General features: G+C 53.9%; 20 protein-coding genes and 7 tRNA genes. 6 read left to right on the forward strand and 21 right to left on the reverse strand.

Annotated elements, in window-relative coordinates; all coding sequences use genetic code 11:
- Window positions 1-127: 127 nt before the first annotated feature.
- The 5 genes from lnt to miaB all read right to left on the reverse strand — a co-directional run bounded on the left by lnt (window position 128) and on the right by miaB (window position 5,785).
- Window positions 128-1,651, reverse strand: a complete 1,524-nt coding sequence (gene lnt, locus AC0T7J_RS07880) for an apolipoprotein N-acyltransferase (RefSeq protein WP_473793336.1) — start codon at window positions 1,649-1,651, stop codon at window positions 128-130.
- Window positions 1,652-1,655: 4 nt separating this feature from the next.
- A complete protein-coding gene (gene corC / locus AC0T7J_RS07885) occupies window positions 1,656-2,537 on the reverse strand; it encodes a CNNM family magnesium/cobalt transport protein CorC (protein WP_473793338.1) in 882 nt (293 codons plus the stop codon).
- An 82-nt stretch (window positions 2,538-2,619) separates the two neighbouring features.
- Complete coding sequence (ybeY, locus tag AC0T7J_RS07890; RefSeq protein WP_033785461.1) at window positions 2,620-3,093, reverse strand: rRNA maturation RNase YbeY; 474 nt, start codon at window positions 3,091-3,093, stop codon at window positions 2,620-2,622.
- Window positions 3,090-4,151, reverse strand: coding sequence for a PhoH family protein (locus AC0T7J_RS07895; protein WP_010258952.1), 1,062 nt, complete (start codon window positions 4,149-4,151; stop codon window positions 3,090-3,092). Before AC0T7J_RS07895 ends, ybeY begins: the two co-directional genes overlap by 4 nt.
- Before the next feature lie 209 nt (window positions 4,152-4,360).
- Complete coding sequence (gene miaB / locus AC0T7J_RS07900) at window positions 4,361-5,785, reverse strand: tRNA (N6-isopentenyl adenosine(37)-C2)-methylthiotransferase MiaB (RefSeq protein WP_473793340.1); 1,425 nt, start codon at window positions 5,783-5,785, stop codon at window positions 4,361-4,363.
- A gap of 172 nt (window positions 5,786-5,957) precedes the next feature.
- On the opposite strand from miaB, the gene ubiF reads away from it, so the two are divergent.
- A complete protein-coding gene (ubiF, locus tag AC0T7J_RS07905; RefSeq protein ID WP_473793341.1) occupies window positions 5,958-7,130 on the forward strand; it encodes a 3-demethoxyubiquinol 3-hydroxylase in 1,173 nt (390 codons plus the stop codon).
- 99 nt (window positions 7,131-7,229) lie between these two features.
- Here the strand turns inward: ubiF and AC0T7J_RS07910 are convergent.
- From AC0T7J_RS07910 to nagB, 12 genes are all read right to left on the reverse strand, one after another.
- Window positions 7,230-7,304: transfer RNA gene (locus tag AC0T7J_RS07910), tRNA-Gln, on the reverse strand.
- A gap of 30 nt (window positions 7,305-7,334) precedes the next feature.
- A tRNA-Gln gene (locus tag AC0T7J_RS07915) sits at window positions 7,335-7,409 on the reverse strand.
- 6 nt (window positions 7,410-7,415) lie between these two features.
- Window positions 7,416-7,492: transfer RNA gene (locus AC0T7J_RS07920), tRNA-Met, on the reverse strand.
- 22 nt (window positions 7,493-7,514) lie between these two features.
- Window positions 7,515-7,589 (reverse strand) — tRNA-Gln (locus AC0T7J_RS07925).
- Between the two features lie 34 nt (window positions 7,590-7,623).
- Window positions 7,624-7,698: transfer RNA gene (locus AC0T7J_RS07930), tRNA-Gln, on the reverse strand.
- Window positions 7,699-7,720: 22 nt separating this feature from the next.
- Window positions 7,721-7,805: transfer RNA gene (locus AC0T7J_RS07935), tRNA-Leu, on the reverse strand.
- 9 nt (window positions 7,806-7,814) lie between these two features.
- Window positions 7,815-7,891 (reverse strand) — tRNA-Met (locus AC0T7J_RS07940).
- Window positions 7,892-8,108: 217 nt separating this feature from the next.
- Entirely contained in the window at window positions 8,109-9,776 is a 1,668-nt protein-coding gene (asnB, locus tag AC0T7J_RS07945; RefSeq protein ID WP_031592223.1) for an asparagine synthase B, read from the reverse strand.
- 307 nt (window positions 9,777-10,083) lie between these two features.
- Complete coding sequence (locus tag AC0T7J_RS07950; protein ID WP_010260664.1) at window positions 10,084-10,836, reverse strand: HAD-IIA family hydrolase; 753 nt, start codon at window positions 10,834-10,836, stop codon at window positions 10,084-10,086.
- A gap of 248 nt (window positions 10,837-11,084) precedes the next feature.
- Window positions 11,085-12,305: a DNA-binding transcriptional regulator NagC gene (nagC, locus tag AC0T7J_RS07955; protein ID WP_473793344.1), complete on the reverse strand. Its 1,221-nt coding sequence runs from the start codon at window positions 12,303-12,305 to the stop codon at window positions 11,085-11,087.
- A 7-nt stretch (window positions 12,306-12,312) separates the two neighbouring features.
- Window positions 12,313-13,461, reverse strand: coding sequence for an N-acetylglucosamine-6-phosphate deacetylase (gene nagA / locus AC0T7J_RS07960; RefSeq protein ID WP_010671285.1), 1,149 nt, complete (start codon window positions 13,459-13,461; stop codon window positions 12,313-12,315).
- A 62-nt stretch (window positions 13,462-13,523) separates the two neighbouring features.
- Complete coding sequence (nagB, locus tag AC0T7J_RS07965; protein ID WP_010260676.1) at window positions 13,524-14,324, reverse strand: glucosamine-6-phosphate deaminase; 801 nt, start codon at window positions 14,322-14,324, stop codon at window positions 13,524-13,526.
- A gap of 328 nt (window positions 14,325-14,652) precedes the next feature.
- On the opposite strand from nagB, the gene nagE reads away from it, so the two are divergent.
- The 3 genes from nagE to AC0T7J_RS07980 all read left to right on the forward strand — a co-directional run bounded on the left by nagE (window position 14,653) and on the right by AC0T7J_RS07980 (window position 19,131).
- Entirely contained in the window at window positions 14,653-16,680 is a 2,028-nt protein-coding gene (gene nagE / locus AC0T7J_RS07970) for an N-acetylglucosamine-specific PTS transporter subunit IIBC (protein ID WP_473793346.1), read from the forward strand.
- A 152-nt stretch (window positions 16,681-16,832) separates the two neighbouring features.
- Entirely contained in the window at window positions 16,833-18,500 is a 1,668-nt protein-coding gene (gene glnS, locus AC0T7J_RS07975; protein WP_010260682.1) for a glutamine--tRNA ligase, read from the forward strand.
- Window positions 18,501-18,735: 235 nt separating this feature from the next.
- Complete coding sequence (locus AC0T7J_RS07980; RefSeq protein WP_263054289.1) at window positions 18,736-19,131, forward strand: hypothetical protein; 396 nt, start codon at window positions 18,736-18,738, stop codon at window positions 19,129-19,131.
- Between the two features lie 71 nt (window positions 19,132-19,202).
- On the opposite strand, the gene fur is transcribed toward AC0T7J_RS07980, so the two are convergent.
- The 4 genes from fur to ybfF all read right to left on the reverse strand — a co-directional run bounded on the left by fur (window position 19,203) and on the right by ybfF (window position 21,866).
- Window positions 19,203-19,646: a ferric iron uptake transcriptional regulator gene (gene fur / locus AC0T7J_RS07985; protein WP_009091454.1), complete on the reverse strand. Its 444-nt coding sequence runs from the start codon at window positions 19,644-19,646 to the stop codon at window positions 19,203-19,205.
- A 348-nt stretch (window positions 19,647-19,994) separates the two neighbouring features.
- Window positions 19,995-20,525 carry a flavodoxin FldA gene (fldA, locus tag AC0T7J_RS07990; RefSeq protein WP_010260687.1) on the reverse strand — a complete coding sequence of 177 codons (531 nt, stop codon included), beginning with the start codon at window positions 20,523-20,525 and terminating at the stop codon, window positions 19,995-19,997.
- Between the two features lie 132 nt (window positions 20,526-20,657).
- Window positions 20,658-20,933: a LexA regulated protein gene (gene ybfE / locus AC0T7J_RS07995; RefSeq protein ID WP_010260688.1), complete on the reverse strand. Its 276-nt coding sequence runs from the start codon at window positions 20,931-20,933 to the stop codon at window positions 20,658-20,660.
- A gap of 168 nt (window positions 20,934-21,101) precedes the next feature.
- Complete coding sequence (gene ybfF, locus AC0T7J_RS08000) at window positions 21,102-21,866, reverse strand: esterase (protein WP_473793350.1); 765 nt, start codon at window positions 21,864-21,866, stop codon at window positions 21,102-21,104.
- Between the two features lie 250 nt (window positions 21,867-22,116).
- Between ybfF and seqA the strand changes: the two genes are divergently transcribed.
- Together seqA and pgm are read left to right on the forward strand one after the other, a co-directional pair.
- Complete coding sequence (gene seqA, locus AC0T7J_RS08005) at window positions 22,117-22,665, forward strand: replication initiation negative regulator SeqA (protein ID WP_473793352.1); 549 nt, start codon at window positions 22,117-22,119, stop codon at window positions 22,663-22,665.
- Between the two features lie 26 nt (window positions 22,666-22,691).
- Window positions 22,692-24,332: a phosphoglucomutase (alpha-D-glucose-1,6-bisphosphate-dependent) gene (gene pgm, locus AC0T7J_RS08010; RefSeq protein ID WP_031592218.1), complete on the forward strand. Its 1,641-nt coding sequence runs from the start codon at window positions 22,692-22,694 to the stop codon at window positions 24,330-24,332.
- Window positions 24,333-24,445 lie beyond the last annotated feature (113 nt).

Here is a 24,445-nt window from a genome sequence, read left to right on the forward strand (position 1 = left end):
GTGCCAGAAAGAGGTAATGGGTTAGAAAGTCAGCAGAGTGTGCGGCGTGGGGAGTGAAAAAAACCGAAGAGTCACCATGAAAAAGGCGAAGCAGGTGCTTCGCCTTCAGTGAGCATAGGTGGGGATGCTATCGACGACGGCGCAGGAGTGCTATCACCGCCGCCAGCAGCGTCAGTGACCACACTGGCCAGATGCCAGCCCGCGCATACGGGGTTTCTCCCTGCGTTGGCGTAACCTTGCTGGTCAGCACATCGCGGGTAAACTGCGGTAGCATGGCTTCCACATCACCACTGGCATTGACCACCGCCGTCACACCATTATTGGTGCTGCGCAACAGCGGGCGTCCAAGTTCCAGCGCACGCATCCTCGCCATCTGGAAGTGCTGCCATGGGCCGATAGAGTGACCAAACCAGGCATCGTTCGAAACGGTGAGCAGGAAGTTGGTGTCGGGATGGAAGTTGGCCCGCACCTGTTCACCCAGCACGATCTCATAACAGATGGCGCTGGTCAGGTTATAGCCTGCCACGCTGAGTTGCGGCTGGAGATAATTGCCACGACTGAAGGCCGACATCGGCAGATCGAAGAACGGGGCCAGCGGACGCAGCAGATCGGCCAGCGGCACAAATTCGCCAAACGGTACCAGGTGATTCTTCTGGTAACGATTGCCGCTGAAGTAGTTGTATGGCGCTTTGCCACCCAGCACGATGACAGTGTTGTAATCGTGGTAACGGTTCTGCTCAAGCCGTGAGTCCACAATGCCGGTGATCAGCGAACTGCCGCGCTCACGCAGTTCGTCATCCAGCGAACGCAGGAACGGCTGCTGATTACTCTCCAGATCGGTAATTGCCGATTCAGGCCAGATAATAATCGGCGCTTTACCCATCAGCGGCTGACTCAGACCGTTGTAAATGCGCAGGGTAGTGAGCAGCTGCTGCGGATCCCACTTCATCGATTGCGGAATGTTCCCCTGCACCAGCGCTACCTCGACGGCCCGCTCGGGCATCGGCTGAACCCACTGGATGTAGCGCAACGGCCATGGCAGTGCCAGCAGCAGCAGCGCCGCCACCAGACTCCTGACGTTGCGTTGTTGCAGGGCATAAGCCAGCAGGCCAGCCACCCCCATCAGCAGGAAGGTCAGCGTCTCTACGCCGGCCAGCGGGGCCAGGCCTTTTAACGGGCCATCGATCTGGCTGTAACCAAACTGCAGCCACGGAAAGCCGGTCAGCACCCAGCCACGCAGGAACTCGGTGATCTGCCACAATGCCGGTGCCGCCAGCGCCAGGCGCCACAGCGTCGTTCGCGGCCAGATGCGATTCAGTACGCCGGCAAACAGCGCCGGGTAGAGTGCCAGATAAGCTGCCAGCAGCGCCACGATAAAGACATTGACCGGGCCAGGCATGCCGCCAAAGGTAGCGACACTGACATAAACCCAGTTGATGCCGCTGCCGAACAAGCCTAATCCCCAGACAAACCCGATCGCGCTGGCCTGCGGGCTGGAGCGGTTAAGGGTCAGCAGCTGTAAACCGCACAGCGAGAGCAGTGCCGCGGGCCAGAAATCGTAAGGAGAGAAGGCGAGGGTGCCAAGTGCACCCGTTATTAAAGCCAGCAGCAGGCGAACCCGCTGACGCGGGTAGAGTGAGGCTAAAGCCATAGACTTATTCGTCTTCCAGTTGAGGTTGTGGCGAATTTTCCGGGATAGTCACGTGAACCTGGATGATGCGGCGGCTGTCAGCCATCGCCACCTTGAACTGGTAACCCTCAATCTCGATGCTTTCACCGCGAGCGGGCAGGTGACCGAAGCCCTGCATCACCAGACCACCGATGGTGTCGACTTCATCGTCGCTGAACTGCGTGCCAAACACCTCGTTGAAATCTTCAATGGCAGTCAGTGCACGCACCGTAAAGGTGTGACGGTTGAGCTGACGGATATCACGATCTTCTTCGTCGTCATACTCATCTTCAATTTCACCGACAATCAGCTCCAGGATGTCTTCGATGGTCACCAGACCGGAGACACCGCCAAACTCATCAATGACGATCGCCATGTGGTAACGCTGGGAACGGAACTCTTTCAGCATCCGGTCAACACGCTTACTTTCAGGCACAACCACCGCAGGACGCAGCACTTTCTCAATGCTGAAAGGCTCAGATTCGCTGCTCATAAACGGCAGCAGATCTTTCGCCATCAGAATCCCTTCCACATGATCTTTATCTTCGCTGATCACCGGGAAACGAGAATGGGCGGATTCGATGATGACATCCAGACACTCTTCAAGGCTCTGATTACGTTTCAGGGTGATCATTTGCGAGCGCGGGATCATGATGTCACGCACGCGCTGCTCCGCAATATCCAGTACCCCTTCGAGCATGTCGCGGGTGTCCTGGTCAATCAGCTCTTTGTTATTCGAGTCGCGGATCAGCTCCAGTAGCTCATCACGGTTTTTAGGTTCACCGTGAAAGAGTTGGTTGATCAACAGGGAAAAAAATCCCTTTTTACTACTGGGTGCATCGCTGTTTTGAGAATGGTCGTCGCTCATGGCGGTTTTTAAAGATCTCTCTGATGAGGAATGGGGGCTGTCAGCAATCTGTACTGACAGCCGGATTGACTGAATACAGGATTCAGGCGTCTTCTTTCTCCGAAATGTACGGATCAGGATACCCAAGAGCAAGCATTATCTCGGTCTCCAGCCCTTCCATCTCGTCCGCTTCGTCGTCTTCGATATGGTCATAACCCAGCAGATGCAGCGTGCCGTGTACCACCATGTGCGCCCAGTGGGCTTCAACACTTTTACCCTGTTCAGCCGCTTCCTGCTCAACCACCTGACGGCAGATAATCAGATCGCCCAGCAGCGGCAGCTCAATGCCTGGCGGCGCTTCAAACGGGAAAGATAACACGTTGGTCGGCTTATCTTTGCCGCGATAAGTCAGATTAAGCTCATGACTTTCTGCTTCGTCAACCAGACGCACCGTGACTTCGCTTTCGGGCTGAAAAGGGGTGACAGCCGCTGACAGCCAGCGATGAAACTGGCTTTCATCAGGCAGGTCAGCGGTGTTGTCACAGGCGACCTGCAGGTCGAGAATCACCTCGCTCATTTGCTTTCCTGCGTAGCACTTTGTGCTGCCAGCGCTTCGCGTTTACGCTCTTCGGCCTGCTGGTCGCGGCGGGTCTGATCCGCGGCTTCCCATGCCTCATAGGCGGTAACAATGCGGGCAACCACCGGATGGCGCACTACATCTTCGCTGTGGAAGAAGTTGAAGCTGATCTCTTCAACGTCCGCCAGCACCTCAATGGCATGACGCAGACCTGACTTAACATGACGCGGCAGGTCAATCTGGGTAACGTCGCCGGTAATCACCGCTTTAGAGTTAAAGCCGATACGCGTCAGGAACATCTTCATCTGTTCGATGGTGGTGTTCTGGCTCTCATCAAGAATGATGAATGCATCGTTCAGGGTACGACCACGCATGTAGGCCAGCGGGGCGACTTCAATGACATTGCGCTCCATCAGCTTTTCTACCCGCTCGAAGCCGAGCATTTCGAACAGCGCATCGTAGAGGGGACGCAGATAAGGGTCGACTTTCTGGCTCAGATCGCCCGGCAGAAAGCCGAGCTTTTCACCCGCTTCGACGGCAGGGCGGGTCAGCATGATGCGGCGAATCTCCTGGCGCTCCAGCGCATCGACTGCCGCGGCTACCGCCAGATAGGTTTTACCGGTACCGGCCGGGCCGACACCGAAGGTGATGTCGTGGTCGAGCACATTAGCGATGTACTGGGCCTGATTTGGGGTGCGCGGTTTGATCACACCGCGTTTGGTCTTGATATTGACCGCTTTACCGTACTCCGGCACGCTCTCAGCGGTTTGCTCCAGTACCCGGCTCTCTTTGATCGCCAGGTGAATCTGATCAGGCTCGATATCCGGGATATCGCCACGCACAGGCGCGGTATCGACATAGAGGGTTTTCAGAATATCTGCTGCGGCATTGACGCAGAGTGGACGTCCTGACAGCTTAAAAACGTTGTCGCGACGATTGATCTCAATGCCCAGACGACGCTCAAGCTGTTTTACATTATCGTCAAAAGGCCCACACAGGCTCATCAGACGACGGTTATCAGCCGGTTCAAGGGCGATTTCACGAGTTTCGATATTCAAACGAATCCTTTGGGTCACGCAGGGCCAGTTATGGGATGTGTCTGACGCACCGTTAAGCTTAACCGGATGCACCATAACGAAATTATTTATGCCGTAACGCCTGGGCGCAAGCTTATGGAGAGATATTTGGGCAACACTTTCAGAAAGCAAGGGGTGAAAGGTGAAATTGGCGGCAACGCGATGCGCGCTGCCGCACAGTAAAGCAGGCATCACGGCTGGAACAGACTCACGCCGATTTCATTTTCTTTACGGGTACGGGCGATCACGGACGCCGGACTTTCCGCCATGCGCAGCCCCATCTCGTCTTCAGTACGCACCAGTTTGCCGCGCAGCGAGTTGGTGTAGACATCGACAATCTCAACGTCCACAAAGCGGCCGATCATTTCTGGCGAGCCTTCGAAATTCACCACGCGGTTATTTTCGGTGCGGCCAGAGACTTCCATTACGTTCTTGCGGGAGATGCCTTCCACCAGAATACGCTGCACTGTGCCCACCATGCGGCGACTGATCGCCTGCGCCTGCTGGTTGATGCGATCCTGGAGGATCCACAGACGCTGCTTTTTCTCCTCTTCACTGACATCATCCGGCAGGTCAGCAGCGGGCGTGCCGGGACGGGCAGAGTAGATAAAGCTGAAGCTGACGTCGAAATTGATCTCGGCGATCAGCTTCATAGTCTGTTCGAAATCCTGCTGAGTTTCACCGGGGAAACCAATGATGAAGTCAGAGCTGATCTCAATATCCGGACGCGCCGCGCGCAGCTTGCGGATAATCGCCTTATACTCCAGCGCGGTATGAGCACGCTTCATCAGCGTCAGAATACGGTCTGATCCACTCTGAACCGGCAGGTGCAGGAAGCTCACCAGTTCCGGCGTATCGCGGTAGACCTCGATGATGTCATCGGTGAACTCAATCGGGTGGCTGGTGGTGAAGCGAATGCGGTCGATGCCGTCGATGGCGGCGACCAGGCGCAGCAGCTCAGCGAAGGTACAGATTTCACCATCAAAGGTGGCACCACGATAGGCGTTGACGTTCTGGCCAAGCAGGTTAACTTCACGCACGCCCTGCGCCGCCAGCTGAGCGATCTCCAGCAGAATGTCATCGCTGGGACGGCTCACTTCCTCGCCACGGGTGTAAGGCACCACGCAGAAAGTACAATATTTGTTGCAGCCTTCCATGATGGAGACAAAGGCAGTCGGGCCCTCTGCGCGCGGTTCCGGCAGGCGATCAAATTTCTCGATTTCCGGGAAGCTGATGTCGACCACCGGGCTTTTGGTGCCGCGCACGGTGTTGATCATCTCCGGCAGGCGGTGCAGTGTCTGCGGACCAAAAACGATATCCACGCAGGGCGCACGCTGGCGGATATGATCCCCTTCCTGCGACGCCACGCAGCCGCCCACGCCGATAATCACATCCGGATTGCGCTCTTTGAGTTTTCTCCAGCGGCCCAGCAGGTGGAATACCTTCTCCTGCGCTTTCTCACGAATCGAACAGGTGTTAAGCAGCAGAATATCCGCCTCTTCAGGAACCTCGGTCAGCGTATAGCCGTGCGTACTGTTCAGCAGATCAGACATCTTGGATGAATCATACTCATTCATCTGACATCCCCAGGTTTTGATATGCAGTTTTTTTGTCATCGCGCTAACCATTGATTCAGTGCAGTGAAGTGCGGGGCGCGTATTGTAATGCTTTGATGCTGTTGTGACCAGCCTCAGGGCTTTTCTGCCAGCAATCCGGTTTTCCGGTACACTTTGCTTTATTCAGACCCGTATTGCGCAGGCTGGCGGGAATAAGAGAGGGACATAAGCAATGCAGGATAATCAGTTTGATGTAGTGATTGTTGGCGGTGGCATGGTCGGTGCAGCGCTGGCTTGTGGACTGACGCAGCAACATTTTCGCGTTGCGGTGATTGAGCGTGCCGAACCCGCGCCTTTTGATGCCGACAGCGATCCCGATCTGCGAATTTCGGCGATTGGCTCATCCTCGGTGGGGCTGCTGAAGCAACTCAACATCTGGCCACGGGTAGAGGCGATGCGCAGCGCGCCCTATCGCAGGCTGGAAACCTGGGAGTGGCAGACGGCGCAGGTGAGTTTTGATGCGGCCTCGCTGGGGCTGCCCGAGCTGGGCTTTATGGTCGAGAACAGCGTGCTTCAGCGGGCGTTATGGGAGGAGATGCAGTCGCTGGGCGTGACCTGCTATTGCCCGGCAACACTGGAGAACCTGCAGCCAGAAAATGGCGGCTGGCGCATCGACCTCAACGACGACGTTGCCTTACACGCGCGCCTGGTGATTGGGGCTGATGGCGCGAATTCTCAGGTGCGACAAATGGCCGGGATCGGTATTCATGGCTGGAGCTATGCGCAATCCTGTTTACTGATCAGCGTAACCTGCGAACATCCGGCAGGCGATGCGACCTGGCAGCACTTTACACCTCAGGGACCGCGCGCCTTTCTGCCGCTGTATGACAACCGGGCCTCACTGGTCTGGTATGACGCGCCTGCAAGAGTCCGTCAGCTACAGGCGATGCCGATAACCCAGCTGGAAAAAGAGATTGCCAGCCACTTCCCGGCACGGCTGGGACGTTTCAAAGCTCACGCGGCGGGCGGCTTCCCGCTGGTACGGCGTCATGCTTCACGGTATGTCCTGCCAGGACTGGCGCTGGTCGGTGATGCCGCGCATACCATTAATCCGCTGGCCGGGCAGGGCGTGAATCTGGGCTATCGCGATATTGATGCGTTGATTAATGTGCTGGTCAGCGCACGCGGGGCGGCAGAGGATTGGGCATCCGAGCGCGTATTGCAGCGCTATCACCGGCAACGTCGTAAAGACAACATGCTGATGCAGGGCGGTATGGATCTGTTCTATTTTGCCTTCAGCAATCAGCTGGCACCGCTGCGGTTTGCACGTAATCTCGGATTGATTGCCGCCGAACATTCCGGGGTACTGAAGCGGCAGGTATTGCGCTACGCGCTGGGGTTATAGCCGATTGCGCATGTCGGCTCGCCATACGGCGGGCCTGCAATCAGGAAGGGGAACGACAAAAACAACAAAGCCCGCAAAAGCGGGCCAGGTTGTGCAATTTGGCTGGGGTGCAGGGATTCGAACCCCGGAATGCTGGTATCAGAAACCAGTGCCTTACCGCTTGGCGACACCCCAATAATGGTGTTTTTCAAATTGTCTTTTGTATGGCTGGGGTGCAGGGATTCGAACCCCGGAATGCTGGTATCAGAAACCAGTGCCTTACCGCTTGGCGACACCCCAATTATATGGTGGCTACGACGGGAATCGAACCTGTGACCCCAGCATTATGAGTGCTGTGCTCTAACCAGCTGAGCTACGTAGCCAAATTGTACTGCATTTCAATGATGGCTGGGATACCTGGATTCGAACCAGGGAATGCCGGTATCAAAAACCGGTGCCTTACCGCTTGGCGATATCCCATTCGTCCGTTCTCAGCCTCGAGAATCATCGAAATTGGCTGGGATACCTGGATTCGAACCAGGGAATGCCGGTATCAAAAACCGGTGCCTTACCGCTTGGCGATATCCCATCCACGCTGCCGAATAATGAAATGGTGCGGGAGGCGAGACTTGAACTCGCACACCTTGCGGCGCCAGAACCTAAATCTGGTGCGTCTACCAATTTCGCCACTCCCGCAAAAAAAGATGGTGGCTACGACGGGAATCGAACCTGTGACCCCAGCATTATGAGTGCTGTGCTCTAACCAGCTGAGCTACGTAGCCATCTTTTTTTCGCGTTACCTTCATCGGCGTTGCGGGGCGCATTATGCGGAGTTGACCAGACAGCGTCAACAATTTTTTTACCGTTTTTTGCCAGATAATCGCTGTTTGACTGGCTTATAACCAGCCTGGGTATTTATTCGGCAATTTTTCAGTGAATACAAGGCTAATCGAAAAAAAATGGGCCACAGCGGGCCCATTCTGGTGGCTCTCTGTCGGCTTATTTATAGGCTGACTGATGCACGCCCACGGCACGACCAGAAGGATCGTCCATGTTTTTAAACGCTTCATCCCACTCAATCGCTTTGGCAGAAGAACAGGCGACCGATGGACCGCCAGGCACACACTCTGCCGCGCTCGCCAACGGGAACAGTTCTTCAAAGATCTCACGATAGAGATAGGCTTCTTTCGAACCCGGCGTGTTGAACGGGAAGCGGAAGTGAGCGGTAGCCAGCTGCTGATCGCTGATTTGCTTCGCAGCCACTTCTTTCAGTGAGTCGATCCAGCTGTAACCCACGCCATCTGAGAACTGCTCTTTCTGACGCCACGCCACGCTCTCTGGCAGGTAAGAGGAGAAACATTCACGCAGAATGTGCTTCTCCATTTTACCGTTGCTGCCACACATTTTATCGGCCGGGTTAATACGCATCGCCACATCCAGGAATTTTTTATCCAGGAACGGTACGCGGGCTTCAACACCCCAGGCGGACATCGCTTTGTTGGCACGGGCGCAGTCGAACATATGCAGCGCCTGCAGTTTACGCACGTTTTCTTCGTGGAACTCTTTGGCGTCTGGCGCTTTATGGAAATAGAGATAGCCGCCGAAGACTTCATCTGCGCCTTCGCCCGACAGCACCATCTTGATGCCCATCGCTTTAATTTTACGCGACATTAAGTACATTGGCGTAGACGCACGAATAGTGGTGACGTCGTAGGTTTCAATGTGATAAATCACATCGCGAATGGCATCCAGACCTTCCTGCACGGTGAAATGAATTTCATGGTGTACGGTACCCAGATGTTCCGCCACAGATTTCGCCGCTTTTAAGTCGGGTGAACCTTCCAGCCCGACCGCGAAGGAGTGCAGCTGTGGCCACCACGCATCACTTTTATCCTGATCTTCAACCCGCTTCGCCGCGTAACGCTTGGTCACGGCTGAAATGATGGAAGAGTCCAGGCCGCCTGACAGCAGCACGCCGTAAGGTACATCTGACATCAGGTGGCTTTTTACGGATTCCTCCAGCGCATGTTTCAGGCCTGCGGCGTCGGTGGTGTTGTGCTCAACGTTTTTATATTCCATCCAGTCGCGCTGCCAGTAACGGCGGATCTCGCCATCGGTGCTGGAGAGATAGCTTCCCGGCGGGAACTCTTTGATTGAACGGCAGGCAGGCACCAGCGCTTTCATTTCTGAAGCAACAAACAGGTTGCCATGCTCATCGTTACCCATATAGAGCGGGATGATGCCGATATGGTCGCGACCAATCAGATACGTTTTTTTAACGGTGTCATAGAGGATAAAGGCGAACATGCCTTCCAGCTCATCGAGGAAATCGACACCTTTCTCCTGATAGAGCGCCAGAATCACTTCACAGTCAGAACCGGTCTGAAACGCGTAGCGATCGCTGAGTTCAGCGCGCAGTGCCTGATGGTTATAAATTTCGCCGTTAACTGCCAGTACGTGGGTGTGATCGGCGTTGTACAGCGGCTGTGCGCCATTGTTAACGTCAACAATGGAGAGACGTTCATGCGCCAGAATAGCATGGTCATCGGCGTAGACGCCTGACCAGTCCGGGCCGCGATGACGCATTAAGCGTGAACATTCCAGCGCTTTTTTGCGCAGCTCAACAGGATCGGTTTTCAGATCCAGCACACCAAAAATTGAACACATAACTGACTCCTGAGCTCACCTTACGGCGATGTTATCTTTTGCGTTTGTCCGGCAGCCTGATGCTGCGTGATACATAAGAAAATGCGCTATTTGGTGTATTCAATGCAAGAGGAATCGTGATTTACTGATAAAAAGATTGCTTGCATGGCAATAAAATTGAATAAACGATAATTTTAAAGTCGTTTCTTTGAGGTATCGGCAATGAAATGGCTTTTTCGCGCAGAAATCAGGCAGTAAAAGTAGGCGATATAGCGCAAAAAGGTGTGACGCATCACAGATTAGCCGGATGCGTCATAAGAGAAATGAATCAGAACAGGTCGATATCGGCCACAGAAGGGTAGATCCAGTCCGGACGGAACGGCATGGCATCGATATCACTCAGTGTCGAGACGCCGGAGAGCACCAGCACCGTCTCCAGACCCGCCTGAAAACCGGCCAGAATATCGGTTCGCAGATTGTCGCCGACAATCACGGTCTCTTCCGAGTGGGCCTGCATTTTGTTCAGTGCGGCGCGCATGATGTAGGGACTGGGTTTGCCGACAACAAACGGGCGACGGCCTGATATCTTCTCAATACCCGCACAGAGCGCGCCACAGGCAGGAATAAAACCGCGCGCATGGGTATCGGGGTTGGTGGCAATAAAGCGAGCGCCATTAGCCACGAAGAAGGCCGCTTTATGCATCATGTCCCAGTTAAACGAGCGCGTCTCTCCGACAATGACAAAATCGGGATTTACATCGGTAATGGTAAAGCCCGCTTTGTAGAGTTCATGAATCAGTGCGCCTTCACCAATTACATACGCCTTTTTGCCCTCCTGACGGCGCAGGAAGTCGGCGGTTGCCATTGCGGAGGTATAGAAAACGGAATCGGGAACCTCGACACCGGCCGAGGCAAAACGGTTGGCCAGATCCTGCTCGGTTTGCGAGGGATAGTTCGTCAGCACCACCAGCGGCATCTCTTTGGCCAGAATGCGCTGTAAAAACTCCTGTGCGCCGGGAACGGCCGTGTTGTCGTGCATCAGCACGCCATCGATATCACAAATTACGCTTTTAATGGTCATAGTCAGATCCGATGTGGCCCGCCACAGCAGCGGGTTAGCTTAGAGCCTATCCCATTAGGCTATTTTATTTGTCATTCTGAACCTGGGCAGTGCTCACACAGGCTGCTTTAGCAACCTGAACGCCCGTCAGGGCGGCCCTGAAGGGGCGAGCGCAGCGAGTCATCCTCACGTACTACGTGTACTACGGATTGTTCCGCGCTGTCCGTGTCCAGACCGCCTGCACCAATTACGCCTAATGGGATAGGCTCTTAGTCTTCCAGAAGATGTTGCAGCAGAATGCCGTTAAGCATGGCACGTTTAGCGAGCGCAAAGGCACCGATAGCAGAACGATGATCCAGGGTGGAACGCACGACCGGCAGATTTTTACGGAAGGCCTCTAATGCCTGAGTATTAATGCAGCCCTCAATCGCGGGCAGCAGCACTTTTTCTGCTTCAGTGATCTCACCCGCCAGCACCACTTTTTGCGGATTAAACAGGTTGATCGCGATGGCGATAGCTTTGCCAAGATAACGGCCAACGTGCTCAACCACTTCACAGGCCAGTGCATCACCCTGATTGGCCGCTTTGCAGATGTGGGATATCTGGCACGCCTCCAGCGTCAGTACGCTGGGATAGCCCTGATTCAGCAGATGCCGTACCCGATTTTCAATGGCGCCGTTGGCGGCAATGGTTTCAAGGCAGCCAAAGTTGCCGCAGTGACAGCGCTCGCCAAGCGGGTCGACCTGAATATGGCCGATCTCGCCAACGTTGCCGTTGCTGCCAAGAAAAATATGGCCGTTGGCAATAATGCCGGCCCCCGTGCCACGGTGTAAACGCACCAGAATCGAGTCAGCACAGTCGCGGCTTGCACCGAAATAGTGCTCGGCCAGCGCCAGGCTGCGAATATCATGACCCACAAAACTGGTGACGTTAAAACGTGTTTTCAGGTTGGCGACCAGCGGCCAGCGGCTGACAGAGATGTGTGGCATATAGCGGATCACGCCGTTAATCGGATCGACCAGCCCCGGCAGGATCACTGAAATCGCGATCAGCTCGCGAATTTTACGCTGGTGCTGCTCAATGAAGCTGCTGATGGCGTTAAACAGCGCATGTTCCAGCGTCTCCTGAGTGCGTTCCGGCAGCGCATAATCTTCCTGCGCCAGCGATTTACCGCTGAGGTCAAACAGAGTCAGAGTGGCGTCGTTGCGTCCGAGGCGGACGCCGATGGTATGGAAATGGCGGGTTTCAGTGATAATGGAGATGGCGCGGCGACCACCGGTAGACGCCTGCTGGTCTACCTCTTTGATCAGGCCGCGCTCAATCAACTGACGGGTAATTTTGGTGACGCTGGCGGGCGCGAGCTGGCTAAGTTCGGCAATCTGAATGCGCGATATCGGCCCCTGTTGATCAATCAGCCGGTAAACCGCTGCGCTATTGAGTTGCTTAACAAGATCGACATTTCCTATTTGAGACTGGCCGCCAGTGGTCATTCAGTGCTTACTCGCTCAGGACGTCGTCTCCGTTGACAAACGTCTTTATGATTTTAAAGTCGCGCGTAAACACAGTCAGGTTCGCGATTTTTCCTGCTTCGATCGAGCCTGACTGCCTTTCCACGCCCATCGCCCGTGCCGGGTAGAGTGTTGCCATGCGCAACGCTTCGTCCAGTGCGATCCCTGCATGTTCAACGCTGTTTTGTACCGCTTCAATCATCGTCAGGGCAGAACCACTTAATGTACCGTTTTCGTCGACACAAAGCCCATCGCGATAATAGATTGTTTTGCCTGCAAAAATAAACTCGCTTATGTCTGCGCCAGCCGGTGCAGTGGCATCCGTGACCAGCACCAGTTTGTCGCCTTTAATGCGTTTCGCATTGCGCACGTTAGCGTAATGTACATGTAAACCGTCCGCAATAATGCCGCAGTATACATCAGGCGAATCAAACAGCGCACCGATAAGCCCGGGTTCACGTCCGGCAAAGGTGGGCATGGCGTTGTACAGGTGCGTCGCGAAACTCACGCCAGCAGAAAAGCCCGCTTTAGCCTCTTCATAGGTCGCATTCGAGTGACCGGCTGAGACAATAATCCCGGCATCAGTCAATTGACGAATCACATCGCTGCCTGCATTTTCAGGAGCAAGCGTGACTTTGGTGATGACGTCCGCGTTGTCGCACAGGTACTGCACCATTGCCGCATCCGGCAGGCGAATCAGCGCCGGATCGTGGGTGCCTTTTTTCGCCTTGCTCAGCCAGGGTCCCTCCAGATGCAGACCCAGCGCCTGATTCTGATGTTTCTGCAGATAAGCGCGCATGGTTTCAATCGCCCGTTTCATCAGGGCGTCACTGCTGGTTATCAGCGTCGGTAAAAAGCTGGTGCAGCCAGACTTTTCATTGGCGCGCTGCATCGTTTCCAGCGTTTCAATGCTGAGCGCCTCAAGGCTGTCGTTGAACTGCACGCCACCGCAGCCATTGAGCTGGAGATCGATAAAGCCTGGCGCAATATTCGCCCCCGCCATATCCCGCTGCTCAATATCCGCCGGGAGCGCTTCACGCGGACAGACGCGCGCAATACGCCCATCGGCAACCACCACCGCGTGATTATCCAGAACCTCATGGCCACTGTAGATTCGACCGTTAACTAATGCGTACATCTCTCTTCTCCCGTCCTGGCCTGCTGCCACTCAACGTAACAGCAGGGCATGACAATGTTCTGTTACACGCCTTTCATATTTTCCGCTTCCATTTCGCGGAAATATTTCACGGTTTTCACTTTCAGTTCCATGGTGGCCGGCTCATCACACACCACCACCGATTTCGCGTGCAGCTGCAGGCAGCTGATGGTCCACATATGATTAACGTTGCCTTCAACCGCCGCCTGTAATGCCTGCGCTTTAACATGGCCGGTAACCAGAATCATCACTTCCTCTGCGTCCAGCAGCGTACCGACGCCGACCGTCAGCGCATATTTAGGCACCTGATCAACGTCACCGTTAAAGAAGCGGGAGTTCGCCACGCGGGTGTCATGGGTCAGGGTTTTAATGCGGGTACGGGAAGCGAGAGAGGAAGCCGGTTCGTTAAAGGCGATATGACCGTCGTTGCCGACGCCGCCCATGAACAGGTGAATTTTACCCAGCGCGCGAATTTTCTCTTCGTACTGACGACATTCTGCGTCAATATCGGGGGCATTACCATTCAGCAGGTTGATATTTTCCGGTTGAATATCAACGTGATCGAAGAAATTGCGATACATGAAGCTGTGATAGCTCTCAGGATGCTCTTTTGGCAGGCCAACATATTCATCCATATTGAACGTCACTACGTTTTTAAAACTGACCTGGCCCGCTTTGTGCATATCAATCAGGTGTTTGTACGCTTCCAGTGGCGTACCGCCGGTTGGCAGACCCAGGACAAAAGGTTTATCCGCCGTCGGGTTAAACGCATTGATACGATTAACAATATGTCGGGCGGCCCATTTTCCCACCTGGGTTGGTGTCGCTAAAGGAATCAGTCTCATGTTTCACCTCAATTGAAAATAGAAAGGGGATGGCTAAGCCGTTGCGTGAGTCACCAATCTGAACAGATGATTCATTGTCGCCACGGGCGGCGCATAATTCAATATTTCGGATCATAAAATAAGTTTACGGTCATAGCCAGATGTTGCCGTTTGAAACGATGTTTTTTAGTGATAAAAATCACATTTACCAGGCTTTTAATTTGCGAGGCGAATTAATTTATCATTACACTTCGCTGCGTGATATGAAGTGTATTAACGATCTTTGCAGCTGACATAACAACATTAAGCGGCGCAAAGCGACAAGTCAGGCTCATAGGGGGAAGGGGATATGTTAGGTTACTTACAAAAGGTGGGGCGTGCACTGATGGTGCCGGTAGCAACCCTGCCAGCAGCAGCGATATTAATGGGCGTGGGCTACTGGATCGATCCAGACAGCTGGGGCGCAGGTAATGCGCTGGCGGCATTGCTGATCAAGTCGGGTGCGGCAATCATTGAGCACATGTCGGTGCTATTTGCGATCGGTATTGCCTACGGCATGTCAAAAGATAAAGATGGTGCCGCTGCCCTGACTGGCTATGTCGGCTTTCTGGTGGTCACCACGCTCTGCTCACCAGCTGCAGTGTCGATGATTCAGAAAATTCCTTTGGATCAGGTGCCAGCAGCCTTTGGCAAAATTGAAAACCAGTTTGTCGGCATCCTTGTCGGTATTTTGTCGGCAGAGGTCTATAACCGCTTCAGCCACGTTGAACTGCCTAAGGCACTCTCTTTCTTCAGCGGACGCCGGCTGGTGCCGATTCTCGTTTCGTTCCTGATGATCTTTGTCGCTTTTATCCTGATGTATATCTGGCCCGTGGTGTTTAATGGTCTGGTTAACTTTGGTGAACATATCCAGAAGCTCGGCTCTGCCGGTGCCGGTATCTACGCCTTCTTTAACCGCCTGCTGATTCCGGTCGGTCTGCATCACGCCCTGAACTCGGTGTTCTGGTTCGATGTTGCGGGCATTAATGACATTCCTAAATTCCTTGGCGGTGCACAGTCACTGGCTGATGGATCGGCAACCGTCGGCATCACCGGTCGTTATCAGGCGGGCTTCTTCCCGATCATGATGTTTGGTCTGCCAGGTGCTGCGCTGGCTATCTACCACTGTGCGCGTCCTGAGAACCGCGTCAAAGTCGGTAGTATCATGCTGGCCGCGTCGTTTGCTGCCTTCTTTACGGGTATTACCGAACCGCTGGAGTTCTCCTTCATGTTCGTGGCACCCGTGCTTTATCTGATTCATGCCGTCCTGACCGGTATTTCAGTCTTCATCGCTGCCAGCATGCACTGGATTGCCGGATTTGGTTTCAGCGCCGGGCTGGTGGATATGGTGCTGTCGACCCGTAACCCGCTGGCAACACACTGGTACATGCTGATCCCGCAGGGCCTGGTCTTCTTCGTTATCTATTATGTGGTGTTCCGCTTTACCATCAAAAAATTCAACCTCATGACGCCGGGCCGCGAGCTGGCAGTTGATGGTGATGAAACGGATGGTTATGACGTTAACGTTGATAAAACGGATAGCGGTGAAAGTGCCACAGAGTCACTGGCGCGCCGCTACATTGGGGCGATTGGTGGTTCAGCTAATTTAACCAGCATCGATGCCTGTATCACCCGTCTGCGTCTTAACGTGAATGACTCGGCGCAGGTGAATGAGGCGGTTGCTAAGCGTCTTGGCGCGTCCGGCGTGATCCGTCTTAACAAACAGAGCGTGCAGATCATTGTGGGTACCCAGGCAGAAAGCATCGCCTCGGCCATGAAAAAAGTGCTGACCAAAGGTCCGGTCGCGGCAGCGGCTGCCAGCAGTGCGCCGGCCGAGCCGGGCGTTAAACCGCAGGCGGTGCTGAACAGTGAGAAGCAGGTCATCGCCACGCTGCTGGCGCCGGTCAGCGGTGAAGTCGTGGCGCTGGATGATGTGCCGGATGAAGCTTTTGCCAGCAAAGCGGTGGGCGACGGTCTGGCGATCAAGCCCAGCGACAAATGGGTAGTGGCACCGATTGCCGGTACGCTGGTGAAAATCTTTAACACCAATCACGCCTTCTGTCTGGAAACCGAAAATGGCGTGGAGATTGTGGTGCACATGGGGCTGGATACCGTGGCGCTGGAAGGTAAAGGCTTCACACGTCTGGTTGAAGAGGGAGCCAGCGTGGTCGCCGGTCAGCCCGTGCTGGAGATGGACCTTGAATTCCTTAACGCCAATGCCCGCTCAATGGTGAGTCCGGTCGTGGTCAGCAACAGCGACGATTTCGCCGGTCTGACTTTACTGGCACAGGGTCAGGTAATCGCAGGGGAAACCCCGCTGTATGAAGTGAAAGGCTAATCCCCGCAACAGAACCCCACAGGCAGGAAGCGATTCCTGCCTTTTTTGTTTTAAAGGCTTAACAAACGGTTGTTTCCCTCAGACGCTTTGTGGATCATACTCCGTTACTTCGTGGTACAAATCACCCGTTATTCGTATTGAGGATTTTTGAGATGAGTGAGGCTGAAGCCCGCCCAACTAACTTTATTCGTCAGATCATTGACGAAGATTTGGCGAGCGGTAAGCACAGCAGCGTGCATACCCGTTTTCCGCCGGAGCCCAATGGCTATCTGCATATTGGTCATGCGAAATCGATCTGTCTGAATTTTGGCATCGCCCAGGATTATCAGGGGCAATGCAACCTGCGTTTCGACGATACCAATCCGGTTAAAGAGGATATGGAATTCGTTGAATCCATCAAGCGTGACGTTCAGTGGCTGGGTTTTGAGTGGAGCGGTGAGGTCTGTTACTCATCAAACTATTTCGATCAGCTCTACAACTATGCCATCGAGCTGATTTCCAAAGGACTGGCCTACGTTGATGAACTGAGTCCGGATGCGATTCGCGAATATCGCGGCACTCTGAAAGAGCCGGGTAAAAACAGCCCTTATCGCGATCGCAGCGTGGAAGAGAATCTGGCGCTGTTTGAGAAGATGCGAAACGGTGAGTTTGCCGAAGGCACCGCCTGTCTGCGCGCTAAAATCGACATGGCCTCTAATTTCATCGTGATGCGCGATCCGGTGCTTTACCGCATCAAGTTCGCGGAACACCACCAGACCGGCAATAAGTGGTGCATCTACCCGATGTATGACTTTACCCACTGCATCTCCGATGCGCTGGAAGGCATTACGCATTCACTCTGTACGCTGGAGTTCCAGGACAACCGTCGTCTCTACGACTGGGTGCTGGACAACATCACTATTCCGGTTCATCCGCGTCAGTATGAATTCTCGCGCCTGAATCTGGAGTATGCGGTGATGTCGAAACGTAAACTCACTCAGTTGGTAACAGAGAAGCACGTAGAAGGGTGGGACGATCCGCGCATGCTGACCGTTTCAGGTCTGCGTCGCCGTGGTTACACCGCCGCTTCTATCCGTGAGTTCTGCCGTCGTATTGGCGTGACTAAGCAGGATAACATCGTGGAGATGGCTTCACTGGAGTCCTGTATCCGTGATGATCTTAACGAGAATGCGCCCCGCGCCATGGCGGTTTTAGATCCGCTTAAAGTGGTGATCGAAAACCTGCCAGCAGGCCATAGCGAAATCGTCACCATGCCAAATCATCCGGGTAAACCGGAGATGGGCACGCGTGAAGTGCCGTTCAGCCGCGAGATCTGGATCGATCGCGCGGATTTCCGTGAAGAGGCGAACAAACAATATAAGCGTCTGGTGCTGGGCAAAGAAGTCCGCCTGCGTAACGCCTATGTGATTCGTGCTGAGCGGGTCGCCAAAGATGAAGCGGGCAATATTACCTGCATCTACTGCACCAGCGATGTTGATACGCTGAGCAAAGATCCAGCCGATGGCCGCAAAGTTAAAGGCGTAATTCACTGGGTTTCTGCGGATCACGCGCAGCCAGCTGAGTTCCGCCTGTATGACCGTCTGTTCAGTGTGCCAAACCCGGCTGCTGCAGAGGACTTCCTGGCGGTCATTAATCCTGAGTCACTGACCATCAAAAACGGCTTTGTTGAACCCAGCCTGCGCGATGTGGAACCGACAACACCGTTTCAGTTTGAACGTGAAGGTTATTTCTGCGCCGACAGCGTTTACTCTAAACCGACACAACTGGTGTTTAACCGCACCGTCGGTCTTCGTGATACCTGGACTAAAACGGGCGAATAAATTTTTTGAGGCCGACCTCATAAAATGACAAAAGGGCGATTTATCGCCCTTTTTTATTGCCCCGATTTTTACCATCGCCGACGTTTATTCTGCACTAACCACAACCGGTTCAATACCGCCTTGTGGGAGTAATCTGAGTTTAAAAAAATTAATCAATTTCAGGATGTGAATTGGCAGCTTTCAGGTAGGCTATCGGCTCTCAGAGGTTGCAAAGCGGGTTACAGAAGGAAAAAAAATGACAGTTCTCGCCCAGGAAGCCAAACACAGTGTCGTCGTTTTACATCAGCTCATTGAACGTATTTTTAATCAGCCAGCCGGATCTGACGACAGTTTCCAGCTGCTGATGTCCTACTTTCATCCTGAATTTCGCATGGTGACCCCAAAGGGCAAAGAGTACAATCTGAATGAGGTCGAGGAGCTTTTCCAGCAGTTGCAAGGGCAGCGGGAAGGGATGCGCATTGCCACCTGCGAACATGTCATTCTCTCTCATCATGAAAAAGAGATCGTCGTACAGTATCGTGAAATGCAGATGATGAACGGCAATAACCAGAGCCGCATTTCGCTGGCCATTCTGGATTGCAGCAGCTCCATTCCACGCTGGCGCTATCTGCAGGAGACGCTGGTCGCCTGAGTTGAGGGCAGAAAACAGACGAAAAAAAACCGGTGAATTCACCGGTTTTTTTGTTTCAGGCCGCGCCAGCGTTACTGGTCGTGCAGCGTTTCGTCTTCACGACAATCGCCCAGCGTACAGTGTCCATAGAGATAGAGGCTGTGGTTGGTCAGCTTGATACCATGGCGGGTCGCGATTTCACGCTGACGCGTTTCAATCGATTCGTCGCTGAACTCGATAACCTTGCCGCAATCCAGGCAGATCAGGTGATCGTGGTGATGCTGCTGCGTCAGTTCGAAGACAGACTTGCCGCCTTCAAAGTTGTGACGAGTCACAATACCGGCATCATCAAACTGGTTCAGAACACGGTAAACGGTCGCCAGGCCAATCTCTTCGCCAATGTCGATCAGGCGTTTATACAAATCTTCCGCACTGACGTGATGGCACTCAGGTTCCTGAAGCACTTCCAGAATTTTCAGTCTGGGCAGCGTTACTTTCAGGCCAGCCTTCTTTAATGCGGTGTTGTTGTCAGTCATGCGGATTTTGTCCTGTTACTAATATTCACTTTTGTGGCTTATCGCCTTGAATGTCGATCTGTGCTCATTCTCATTTGCGTCTCATTATAGAACTGAAGCGATGAAATGAAAACCAGAGGGCGTGTCTGAATCATCATGGGCTATTGGGGATTCGTCACCGGGCCGGGGAAGATTCTGACAGAGGTCTGTTAGCACATCACTTAGTCTTGCCGCCTGAGAAAATAAGCGGAAGATCGATGCGGGTATTCTACAGATTAAACGGAGAAAGTTAAAAAAATGTGGCTATTATTTCTATAGGCATTTTCATTGCCTCAATGTGAGCTGGCGCTCACATTGAGTCGGGCAGGATCAGGCTTCGATGATCTCTTTCAGCTGCAGTTCATCAAAAATCTGCTTAACCCATTGGTCAACACGCTGGCTGGTCAGCTCAGGCTGGCGATCTTCGTCAATGGCCAGGCCCAGGAAGTGGGTGTCATCGGCCAGGCCTTTCGAAGCTTCGAAGTGGTAGCCTTCAGTTGGCCAGTGTCCGACAATCACGGCTCCGTGCGGTTCGATAATGTCGCGAATCGTGCCCATGGCATCACAGAAATACTCTGCGTAATCTTCCTGGTCGCCACAGCCAAACAGCGCAACCAGCTTGCCGTTAAAATCGATCTCTTCCAGCGTCGGGAAAAAGTCATCCCAGTCGCACTGGGCTTCGCCGTAGTACCAGGTCGGAATACCCAGCAGCAGGATATCAAACGCTTCCAGATCTTCTTTTGTGCTTTTTGCGATGTCATGGACTTCTGCAACATCTGTACCCAGCTGTTTCTGGATCATTTTTGCAATGTTTTCGGTATTGCCGGTATCGCTGCCGAAGAAGATGCCTACGAGTGCCATGAGTAAAATAACCTCTTAAATCCTGATGATGAGATGTGTGCCGCAGCACATTTCAGCGAATAATAGCAGACGAGAGAAAACCGGTGAACGGTTAAAGCCCCGACATTTGCCTCTGCGTGCGATTCGCCCGCATTAATCCAGTTTGAGCTGTGCCAGTAGCATCTGTTCAATCAGTTCGCTACGGCTGAGATTGCGCTGTTCTGCCAGCGTATTGAGTGCATCGACGGCGTCACTGTTCATTTTCAGTTCGACACGACGAAGTCCGCGTCCTTTGTCACGTTTCAGTTGATTGCGCTTGTTAATGCGCAGCTGTTCATCACGCGAAAGCGGACTGGTTTTAGGTCGACCAGGGCGGCGCTCATCAGCAAAGAGATCGAGCGTCGTGCGGTCAGTCTGTTCTTTTGCCATGGCTTAGTAAAACTGAATGGGGGCGGGCGCCAGACACTCACCGCGCAGATTATAAATTATTGGCCATTGCCGCAGCAAAACTGTTCCGCGGCAAAATTTTAGCGCGCCATCATACTTCACGCTTACGCCGGACGCCAATCCTAAACCTTTACCGCCATCTATTTGCTTTTAAAGCGCAAAAAAGCGGCGGACACTGCGCAAAACGGCATCGGGTTTCTCTGCATGAACCCAGTGTCCTGCGCCACCGATCACATGCGCCTGCGCGGCCGGGAACTGCTGCAGCAACGCATCGCGATAGTTGTTATCCAGGTAGCTGGAGTCGCCGCCGCGTATAAACAGCGCCGGGTGATTCCAGGCGGGAACCGGCTGCCAGCCAGAAATCGTGGTGTAGTTATCCCACAGCACCGGGACGTTGAAGCGCCACTCCCCCTCCTGGAATGATTTCAGCAGGAACTGGATCACCCCTTCTTCCTCTATCAGCGTTCGCATGACCTTCGCCGCCTCGCTGCGGGATGAGACGCCCGCATCGGTGACGGCACGAATGCCGGCAAATATCTGGTCATGGCGGCGCGTCTGGTAATCCACCGGGGCGATATCGATCATCACCAGGCGCTCAATGCGTTCCGGCACCAGTGCGCTCATGGTCATGGCGATTTTACCGCCCATCGAGTGGCCGATCACCGCGACGCGATCAATGCCATGTGCATCCAGCGTATCGACCATATCCTGCGCCATTACAGCGTAGTTCATCTCGTCAGATCGTGGTGAGAGTCCGTGGTTGCGGACATCCACCTGCAGCAACGGACCGGCATCTTTCAGCCCGCGAGCCAGCACGCCGAGGTTATCGAGACTGCCAAACAGACCGTGAATAAGCAGGATGGGCAGAGAATCAGCAGGGGATTGTTCAGTTTGCAGACGGGCGTTCAAAATCATAGCAAAGTTCTTAAGTTTGAGACCTGAGCTTAGGTTATCATGGTTTCACCTTTTCAGGCGCGCCGGTTCCGGCGGCATTAGGACATATTCTGACTTTTGCCCGTAAACCGTTAGATTGCTAACAACCCGCCTGACTTTAACTTTATAATCCTGATGTTAGAACCCACACACCCTTTGAATTGCCTGACTATACTCAGAGCTTTTCAGGAAACAGGTGGTTCTGTCATGAGAAAGAACCGTACGGAATAAGATGAAAACGATCGAAGTTGACGAAGAGCTCTACCGTTATATTGCCAGCCACACGCAACACATTGGTGAAAGCGCATCCGACATTCTGCGTCGTATGCTGAAGTTCACGGCTGGTCAGACTGCACCCGCTTCGCCTGCACAGCCAGCCTCAAAAGAGGCAGCGAAAGAGTCCCAGCCTGCGTCTGTGGGTTCGCGCCCGCAGGATCGTGTCCGCGCGGTGCGTGAGCTGCTGCTTTCCGATGAATATGCGGAGCAGAAGCGGGCGGTGAATCGCTTTATGCTTATCTTGTCAACGCTCTATCGTCTTGATACCGCAGCCTTTGCTGAAGCTACTGCATCTCTGCAGGGCCGCACCCGCGTCTATTTTGCAGGTGATGAGCATACGCTGTTGCAGAATGGCACCCATACTAAGCCGAAGCATGTGCCCGGCACGCCGTACTGGGTGATCACCAACACCAATACTGGTCGTAAATGCAGCATGATCGAACACATCATGCTCTCGATGCAGTTCCCTGCGGAACTGACCGAGAAAGTTTGCGGCACCATTTAAAACTTAAGCGTCAGGGAGCAGCGCCAATGGCCAATCACCCACGTGCCGGGCAACCCGCCCAGCAGAGCGATTTGATTAACGTTGCACAATTAACGTCACAATATTATGTCCTGCAGCCCGATGTGGCGAACCCGGAACATGCGGTGAAATTTGGCACTTCCGGCCATCGCGGCAGTGCAGGGCGTCAAAGCTTCAACGAGATGCACATTCTGGCGATCGCTCAGGCGATTGCCGAAGAGCGTAAAAAGAATGGTATCACCGGGCCTTGCTACGTCGGTAAAGACACCCATGCGCTGTCAGAACCCGCCATCCTGTCTGTTCTGGAAGTGCTGGCGGCAAACGGCGTTGATGTGATTGTGCAGCAGGATAATGGCTATACGCCGACCCCTGCGATCTCGAATGCGATACTTGAGCACAACAAAGCGGGTGGCGCGCTGGCTGACGGCATCGTGATTACGCCGTCGCATAACCCACCGGAAGATGGCGGCATCAAGTACAACCCACCTAACGGCGGACCTGCTGATACCAACGTCACCAAAGTGGTGGAAGATCGCGCCAATCAGCTGATCAAAGATGGCCTGAAAGAGGTGAAACGTCTGCCGCTGGAGCAGGCGATGGCCAGCGGTCATGTGGTCGAGAAAGATCTGATCCAGCCTTATGTTGAAGGTCTGGCAGAGATTATCGACTTCCCGGCGATTCAGAAAGCGGGCCTGAAGCTGGGTGTGGATCCACTGGGTGGTTCCGGTATTGCTTACTGGCAGCGTATTGCTGAACACTACAAGCTGGATCTGACGCTGGTGAATGACGCGGTCGATCAGACCTTCCGCTTTATGCATCTGGATAAAGATGGCGTGGTTCGCATGGACTGCTCGTCTGAAAGCGCAATGGCAGGCCTGCTGGCTTACCGTGACAAGTTTGATCTGGCGTTCGGCAACGATCCCGATTATGACCGTCACGGCATTGTTACCCCGGCGGGTCTGATGAATCCAAACCATTATCTGGCGGTGGCAATCAACTATCTGTTCCAGCACCGTCCACAGTGGGGCCAGGATGTTGCCGTGGGTAAAACTCTGGTCTCCAGCGCCATGATTGACCGTGTGGTCAACGATATTGGTCGCAAGCTGGTGGAAGTGCCGGTGGGTTTCAAATGGTTTGTTGATGGTCTGTATGACGGCAGCTTCGGTTTCGGTGGCGAAGAGAGCGCAGGCGCTTCATTCCTGCGTTTCGACGGTACGCCGTGGTCTACGGACAAAGATGGCATCATCATGTGTCTGCTGGCCGCTGAAATTACTGCCGTGACCGGTAAAAACCCGCAGCAGCACTATGACGAACTGGCAGCGCGCTTTGGCGCACCAAGCTATAACCGTCTGCAGGCATCAGCCACCTCAGCGCAGAAAGCCGCGCTGTCGAAGCTGTCACCGGAGATGGTCAGCGCTGATACCCTGGCGGGTGATCCTATCACCGCTCGTCTGACTGCCGCGCCAGGCAATGGTGCATCTATCGGCGGTCTTAAAGTGATGACGGAGAATGGCTGGTTTGCTGCCCGTCCTTCAGGCACCGAAGACGCTTACAAAATCTACTGTGAAAGCTTCCTGGGCGCTGAACACCGCGCACAGATTGAGAAAGAAGCCGTTGAGATTGTCAGCGAAGTGCTGAAAAACGCCTGATTAGTCGGGCAGATTAAGAGGCGCATCGCGCGCCTCAGAGCTGCTGGTAAAGTGCGGCCTTCATCGCTTTGAGGCCGTGCAGCTCAGGAAACGCGGCCAGATCGGAAAGACGC

The sequence above is a fragment of the Pantoea sp. E956-1 genome, from assembly GCF_982223955.1.

Bases quoted from the DNA above. Each gene is read 5' to 3' on its own strand.
- seqA (WP_473793352.1), top strand. From the start codon at position 22,117: ATGAAAACGATCGAAGTTGACGAAGAGCTCTACCGTTATATTGCCAGC.
- glnS (WP_010260682.1), top strand. From the start codon at position 16,833: ATGAGTGAGGCTGAAGCCCGCCCAACTAACTTTATTCGTCAGATCATT.
- pgm (WP_031592218.1), top strand. From the start codon at position 22,692: ATGGCCAATCACCCACGTGCCGGGCAACCCGCCCAGCAGAGCGATTTG.
- fldA (WP_010260687.1), bottom strand. From the start codon at position 20,525: ATGGCACTCGTAGGCATCTTCTTCGGCAGCGATACCGGCAATACCGAA.
- miaB (WP_473793340.1), bottom strand. From the start codon at position 5,785: ATGACAAAAAAACTGCATATCAAAACCTGGGGATGTCAGATGAATGAG.
- nagA (WP_010671285.1), bottom strand. From the start codon at position 13,461: ATGTACGCATTAGTTAACGGTCGAATCTACAGTGGCCATGAGGTTCTG.
- AC0T7J_RS07950 (WP_010260664.1), bottom strand. From the start codon at position 10,836: ATGACCATTAAAAGCGTAATTTGTGATATCGATGGCGTGCTGATGCAC.
- AC0T7J_RS07980 (WP_263054289.1), top strand. From the start codon at position 18,736: ATGACAGTTCTCGCCCAGGAAGCCAAACACAGTGTCGTCGTTTTACAT.
- ubiF (WP_473793341.1), top strand. From the start codon at position 5,958: ATGCAGGATAATCAGTTTGATGTAGTGATTGTTGGCGGTGGCATGGTC.
- lnt (WP_473793336.1), bottom strand. From the start codon at position 1,651: ATGGCTTTAGCCTCACTCTACCCGCGTCAGCGGGTTCGCCTGCTGCTG.
- nagC (WP_473793344.1), bottom strand. From the start codon at position 12,305: ATGACCACTGGCGGCCAGTCTCAAATAGGAAATGTCGATCTTGTTAAG.
- ybfF (WP_473793350.1), bottom strand. From the start codon at position 21,866: ATGATTTTGAACGCCCGTCTGCAAACTGAACAATCCCCTGCTGATTCT.
- asnB (WP_031592223.1), bottom strand. From the start codon at position 9,776: ATGTGTTCAATTTTTGGTGTGCTGGATCTGAAAACCGATCCTGTTGAG.
- ybeY (WP_033785461.1), bottom strand. From the start codon at position 3,093: ATGAGCGAGGTGATTCTCGACCTGCAGGTCGCCTGTGACAACACCGCT.
- ybfE (WP_010260688.1), bottom strand. From the start codon at position 20,933: ATGGCAAAAGAACAGACTGACCGCACGACGCTCGATCTCTTTGCTGAT.
- nagB (WP_010260676.1), bottom strand. From the start codon at position 14,324: ATGAGACTGATTCCTTTAGCGACACCAACCCAGGTGGGAAAATGGGCC.
- nagE (WP_473793346.1), top strand. From the start codon at position 14,653: ATGTTAGGTTACTTACAAAAGGTGGGGCGTGCACTGATGGTGCCGGTA.
- corC (WP_473793338.1), bottom strand. From the start codon at position 2,537: ATGAGCGACGACCATTCTCAAAACAGCGATGCACCCAGTAGTAAAAAG.
- fur (WP_009091454.1), bottom strand. From the start codon at position 19,646: ATGACTGACAACAACACCGCATTAAAGAAGGCTGGCCTGAAAGTAACG.